This window comes from Aliarcobacter sp. (assembly GCF_041672065.1).
GTDB classification, from domain to species: domain Bacteria; phylum Campylobacterota; class Campylobacteria; order Campylobacterales; family Arcobacteraceae; genus Aliarcobacter; species Aliarcobacter skirrowii.
Window position 1 is genome coordinate 25,830 of the sequence record NZ_JBAZAH010000017.1, and the last position, 6,102, is coordinate 31,931.

The 6,102-nt window shown below is 27.7% G+C and carries 7 protein-coding genes; all 7 read left to right on the plus strand.

The genetic code is table 11. The features are described 5' to 3' along the window. The first annotated feature begins 49 nt into the window (after nt 1-49). Entirely contained in the window at nt 50-1,042 is a 993-nt protein-coding gene (pseB, locus tag WC168_RS04315; protein WP_320341090.1) for a UDP-N-acetylglucosamine 4,6-dehydratase (inverting), read from the plus strand. After that, the gene (pseC, locus tag WC168_RS04320) at nt 1,039-2,166 is read left to right on the plus strand and encodes a UDP-4-amino-4,6-dideoxy-N-acetyl-beta-L-altrosamine transaminase (protein ID WP_372617735.1); all 1,128 of its coding nucleotides are present in this window, start codon (nt 1,039-1,041) and stop codon (nt 2,164-2,166) included. Before pseB ends, pseC begins: the two co-directional genes overlap by 4 nt. After that, the gene (locus WC168_RS04325) at nt 2,167-3,504 is read left to right on the plus strand and encodes an RNA-binding domain-containing protein (protein WP_372617737.1); all 1,338 of its coding nucleotides are present in this window, start codon (nt 2,167-2,169) and stop codon (nt 3,502-3,504) included. Next, nucleotides 3,494-4,195 (plus strand): pseudaminic acid cytidylyltransferase, encoded by a 702-nt coding sequence (gene pseF, locus WC168_RS04330; RefSeq protein WP_372617739.1) that lies wholly within the window; start codon nt 3,494-3,496, stop codon nt 4,193-4,195. Before WC168_RS04325 ends, pseF begins: the two co-directional genes overlap by 11 nt. Then, nucleotides 4,192-5,097, plus strand: a complete 906-nt coding sequence (gene pseG / locus WC168_RS04335; protein ID WP_372617741.1) for a UDP-2,4-diacetamido-2,4,6-trideoxy-beta-L-altropyranose hydrolase — start codon at nt 4,192-4,194, stop codon at nt 5,095-5,097. Before pseF ends, pseG begins: the two co-directional genes overlap by 4 nt. 1 nt (nt 5,098) lies before the next feature. Further along, complete coding sequence (locus WC168_RS04340; protein ID WP_372617743.1) at nt 5,099-5,671, plus strand: ORF6N domain-containing protein; 573 nt, start codon at nt 5,099-5,101, stop codon at nt 5,669-5,671. A 6-nt stretch (nt 5,672-5,677) separates the two neighbouring features. Continuing rightward, nucleotides 5,678-6,102 (plus strand): N-acetylneuraminate synthase family protein (locus WC168_RS04345; protein WP_372617745.1); only part of this gene is annotated, 425 nt, incomplete at its 3' end.

The window sequence follows — 6,102 nt, forward strand, 5'->3', positions numbered from 1 at the left end:
AATTAAAAATTTGATAGAATCTACTTCAAATATTAAAATAAGGCTTTTTATGTTTAATGGTAAAAATATACTTATAACTGGTGGAACTGGAAGCTTTGGTAAAAAATATACAGAAATTTTATTATCAAAATATAGACCAAATAAAATAATTATTTTTAGTAGAGATGAGTTAAAACAGTATGAGATGGCTCAAGAGTATAGTGCTAAATGTATGAGATATTTTATAGGGGATGTAAGAGATAATCAAAGATTAAAACAAGCTACTAAGGATGTTGATTTTATAATTCATGCAGCTGCACTAAAACATGTTCCAATAGCTGAATATAATCCTATGGAGTGTATTAAAACAAATATTGATGGTGCTCAAAATGTAATTGAAGCAGCCTTAGAAAACGGTGTAAAAAGAGTAATAGCCCTTTCAACTGATAAAGCTGCAAATCCTGTAAATCTATATGGTGCTACAAAGTTAGCAAGTGATAAGCTTTTTGTTGCTGCTAATAATCTTGTGGGAAATCAAGATATTAAATTTTCAGTTGTAAGATATGGCAATGTGGTAGGAAGTAGGGGTTCGGTTGTTCCTTTTTTCAAAAAATTAATCTGCGAAGGTGTAAAAGAGCTTCCAATAACAGATGAGAGAATGACAAGATTTTTTATAACACTTGAAGATGGTGTAAATTTTGTCTTAAAAAATTTCGAAAGAATGCAAGGAGGAGAGATATTTGTACCAAAAATTCCATCTATGAAAATAGTTGATATGGCAAAAGCAATGGCTTCTAATTTAAGTCATAAAATTATTGGAATAAGAGCAGGTGAGAAACTTCATGAGATTATGTGTCCAGCAGATGATAGTCATCTAACTTTGGAGTTTAATGATCACTATGTAATAAAACCAACTATTAAATTTACAAGTGGGGCAGATTTTTCAAAAAATCTTTTAGGTGAAGTAGGAGTTCCTGTAGAGCAAGGATTTGAGTATAACTCTGGAAACAACACAAAATGGCTAAGTAGTGAAGAGTTTTTGAAAATGGTAGATAAATCATGATGAATTTTATACCTTATGGTAAACAAAGCATTGATGAAGATGATATAAATAGTGTTGTTGAAGTTTTAAAATCAGATTTTTTGACAACTGGTCCAAAAATAAAAGAGTTTGAAGATGAGCTTTGTAAATATACAAATGCAAAATATTGTGTAGCTGTAGCAAATGGAACAGCTGCACTTCATTTAGCTTCTTTAGTTTTATTAAACAAAGGCGATAAAGTAATAACCACTCCAAACTCTTTTGTAGCAACATCAAATAGTATTTTATATGTTGAAGCAATTCCTATTTTTGTAGATATACAAGAAGATGGAAATATAGATTTAGATTTGTGTGAAGAAGAGCTTAAAAAAGATAGCTCAATAAAAGCTATATATGTAGTAAATTTTAGTGGAAATATAGTAAATCAAAAAAAATTAAAATATCTAAAAGAGAGTTACAATATAAAAATATTAGAAGATTGTGCTCACTCTTTAGGGGCAAGTTTTGGAAATATAAAAGCAGGAAGCTGTGAAAATAGTGATTGTAGTATCTTATCTTTTCATCCAGTAAAACATATAACAACAGGAGAGGGTGGAGCTGTTACCACAAACTCTAAAGAGATTTATGAAAAATTATTAGAGCTAAGAGCTCATGGAATAAAAAGATTTCCTGATACTGCTCCTTGGTACTACGAGATGCACTCTTTAGGATTTAATTATAGAATCACAGATATGCAGGCTGCTTTGGGAATTAGTCAATTAAAAAAACTAGATAGTTTTATAAAAAGAAGAAAAGAGATAGCTTTAAAGTATGATAAAGCTTTTTTAAATAGTTTTGTAAAACCACTTTATAGTTTTACTAATAACTCATCTTATCATCTTTTTATTGTAAAAGTTGATTTTTCAAAATTAAATATCTCTAAAATAGAACTTTTTAACAAAATGAGAGAGAAAAACATAGGGCTTCAACTTCACTATATTCCTATAAATAAACAGCCATATTATAAATCTCTTGGATATGGAAACGAAGATACACCTATTATGAATAGATACTATAACGAATGCTTTTCGCTTCCTATGTATCCATTATTAAATGATGATGAACAACATTATGTGATAAAAAGTCTTCTAGAGGTTTTAAAATAGATGCATAAACTTCTAGAATCTCAAACTGTTGAGTTTAAACAAATATGGAAAGATGAATACCTAAAAACTATCTGTGCATTTGCAAACAGTGAAGGTGGATTTTTGTATATTGGTTTAGATGACAACTCAAAAGTTCTAGGAGTTGAAAATATTGAAGAGTTGATTGAACTTCTTCCAAATAAGATAAATAATCGTTTGGGATTAGTCGTAGATATTTCTATAAAAAATTCAAATACTCAAAACTATTTAGAGATAAAAGTGAATAAAACCTATGCACCAATTTCATATAATGGTAAATTTTATATAAGAAGTGGAAGTAACACAATAGAGTTAAATGGTGGAAATCTTACAAACTTTTTACTAAAAAAATATGGTAAAACTTGGGATGATGTTATTGAGGAAAGATTTACTTTAGATGAGATTGATTTAAAAACTATTGAAAAGTTTAAAAAACTAGCAAAAGATAGAGTTCCTGATATTGTAAATGAAGATAATATTGAAGAGCTTTTAAGAAAGTTAAATTTATATGAAGGAAATTATCTAAAAAGAGCTGCCATTTTACTTTTTGGTAAAAATCCACAGAAATATTATATTCAATCGCACTCAAAAATAGGAAGATTTTTAAGTGAAACAGATATTCAAAGCAGCGATATTATAGAGGGAAATTTGATAAATCAAGTGGATATGATACTTGATATTTTAAGACTTAAATATCTAAAAGCATATATCTCTTATGAAGGTGCTCATAGAAGAGAAAAACTAGAGTATCCTTATGAAGCTTTACGAGAAGCTGTTATCAATGCTTTGATTCACAGAGACTATACCAATACTTCAAATCTGCAAATAAGAGTTTATGATGATAAACTTGTGCTTTATAATGGAGCAACTTTAAATCCAGAAGTTCCAATAGAAAAATTTAATCAACCCCATCAATCAAAACCATTTAATCCAACTATGGCATCTGTTTTTTATAAGTGTGGATTTATTGAAAATTGGGGAAAGGGAACTATAAATATTATAAATGAATGTTTAGAATATGGTCTGCCAGCACCTACTTTTGAGTATGAGTGGGAAGCTGTAAGAACTACGTTTTATAAAAGAGTTGAAAATGAAATAGTAGATGGCGGTATAAATGGCGGTATAAATGGCGGTATAAATGGCGGTATAAATATGTTATTTGAAATTATTTCTAAAAACAGTGGTCTAAGTGCAGTTGAAATAAGTAATAAATCAAATATTCCTCTAAGAACAGTTCAAAGGCAAGTTAAAGAGTTAAAAGATAAAAATCTTATTGAGTATAAAGGAAGTAAAAAAACAGGAGGATACTATGCAAAATAGTTGTGTGGCGATTATTCCAGCAAGAGGTGGAAGCAAAAGAATTCCCAAAAAAAATATAAAATTATTTCATGGTAAACCACTTATTGCTTATAGTATTGAGGTTGCTATAAAATCAAAACTTTTTTCTAAAGTTATTGTTTCAACAGATGATGAAGAGATAGCAAAAATTGCTAGAAGTTATGGGGCAGATGTTCCATTTATAAGACCAAAAGAGTTAAGTGATGATTTTACAGGAACAGGTGCTGTTGTAAATCATGCTATAGAATTTTTAAAAGCTCAAGGTGAAAAAATAGATTTCATATGTACAATCTATGCAACCGCTCCATTTTTGCAAGAGAAATATTTAATTGAAGCTTACGAAAAATTAAAAAATTCAAATGCAAGAAATGCTTTTTCTTGTACCTCTATGCCATTTCCTATTCAAAGAACTTTTAAAATAACAAAAGATGAAAGATGTGAAATGTTTTGGCCAGAAAATTTTTCTAAACGAAGTCAAGATTTAGAAGAAGCCTACCAAGATGCTGGACAATTTTATTGGACAAATTTAAGTGTAAAATCAGAGGATATTATATTTGGTAAAGATAGTATTCCAATAATACTTCCTAGATATTTAGTTCAAGATATTGATACACTTGAAGATTGGACTAGAGCTGAATTTATGTATGAAGTTGTACAAAGAGAGTTAAAATGAATATTTTAATAAGAGTTGATTCATCTTCATATATTGGAACTGGACATATTATGAGAGATTTAGTTTTGGCTAAACAATATAAAAATGAAAATATCATTTTTGCTACACAAGATTTAGTTGGAAATATAAATCATAAAATTATTGAAGCAGGTTATAAAATAGAACTTCTAAAATCAAATGATTTTAAAGAGTTAAATGATTTAATAAAAAAACTAAATATTGATATGGTAATAATTGATAATTATAATATAGATTATAATTTTGAAAAAAAATTAAAAGAAGATAACTCAAGTTTAAAATTTTTTGTTTTAGATGATACTTATGAAAAACATTTTTGTGATATTTTATTAAATCACAATATATATGCAGATGAAAAAAAGTATAAAAATAAGGTGCCAAAGTATTGCAAACTGCGATGTGGAAGTAGATATACACTCTTAAGAGATGAGTTTCTGGAAGCTAAAAAAGCCAAAAAGAGAGTAAAGAAAAAAAATCAAACAATATTTTTGGGCTTAGGTGGAGTTGATCATAAAAATTTAAATATAAAAATTTTAAAAGTAGTAGAAAAATTTAAAAAATCTTTGAAAGTAAATTTAGTAACCACAAATGCAAATAAAAATTTAGAAGAGCTAAAAGAGTATTGTAAAGATAAAAAGTGGATAAATCTACAAATAAATTCAAATAAAGTTGCAAAACTTATGAGCAAGAGTGATTTTTCAATTGTAACTCCAAGTGTTACAGCTAATGAGATTTTTTATTTAGATTTGCCTATGATTACTATAAAAACTGCAAAAAATCAAAAAGAGATGTATAAATATTTAAAGAAAAAAGGGTATTTTACAATGAAAAAGTTTGATAAAAGATTGCTAGAAAAAAGTATAATTAAACTTTTAGGAGATTAAAATGGAAATTATAAAATTCGAAGAGTTAGAAAATAAGCTGATAAAATATAATGAAGAGTTTGTTTTAGTTGATAGAGATGTTGCACAGCTCTATGGGGTAGAGACAAGAGATATAAATAAAGCAGTTTCAAATAATCCTGAAAAGTTTCCAGAAGGTTATATTATAGAGCTAAATGAAGATGAAAAAAAAGAACTGGTGGAAAATTTCCACCGGTTCAATAAACTAAAGCACTCTACAGTAAATCCAAAAGTTTTCACTGAAAAAGGCTTGTATATGTTGGCAACTATTATAAAAAGTAAAGTTGCTACTCAAACAACTATTAAAATCATAGAAACTTTTGCCAAAGTAAAAGAACTCTCAAGAAATATAAATGATATTATGAAAACAGATGATGAAAATATACAAAAAAATTTAGCTTCTAAATCAAATAAGATTTTAGAAGATATAATTGAAATAGAAGATGAAATATTATCAAATGATGAAGATGGAGAAGTTATTGAAACTACAACAAAATTTGAGTTTAATTTAGGCTTTGCAAAAGTTAGTAGAAGTATAAAAAAGATTAAAAAGTAGGTCAGTATGAAAATAGGTAATTTTGATTTAAATAAAGATGGAGTTTATATAATTGCAGAACTTAGTGCAAATCATAATGGAAGTTTGCAAACAGCACTTGATACAATAAAAGCTGCAAAAGAGATAGGTGCAAATGCAATAAAACTTCAAACATATCGTGCAGATACAATGACATTAAACAGTAAAAATTCTGATTTTATGATAGATGGTGGAACTTTATGGGATGGAAAAAATCTTTATGAACTTTACGAAGAGGCTTATACTCCTTGGGAATGGCACAAAGAGCTATTTGATTATGCTAGAAGCATAAATATTGATATTTTTTCAACACCTTTTGATAAAAGTGCAGTTGATTTTCTTGAACAATTTAATCCAAGTGCATATAAAATCGCCTCTTTTGAAATAACTGATTATGAGCTTGTAAGATATAC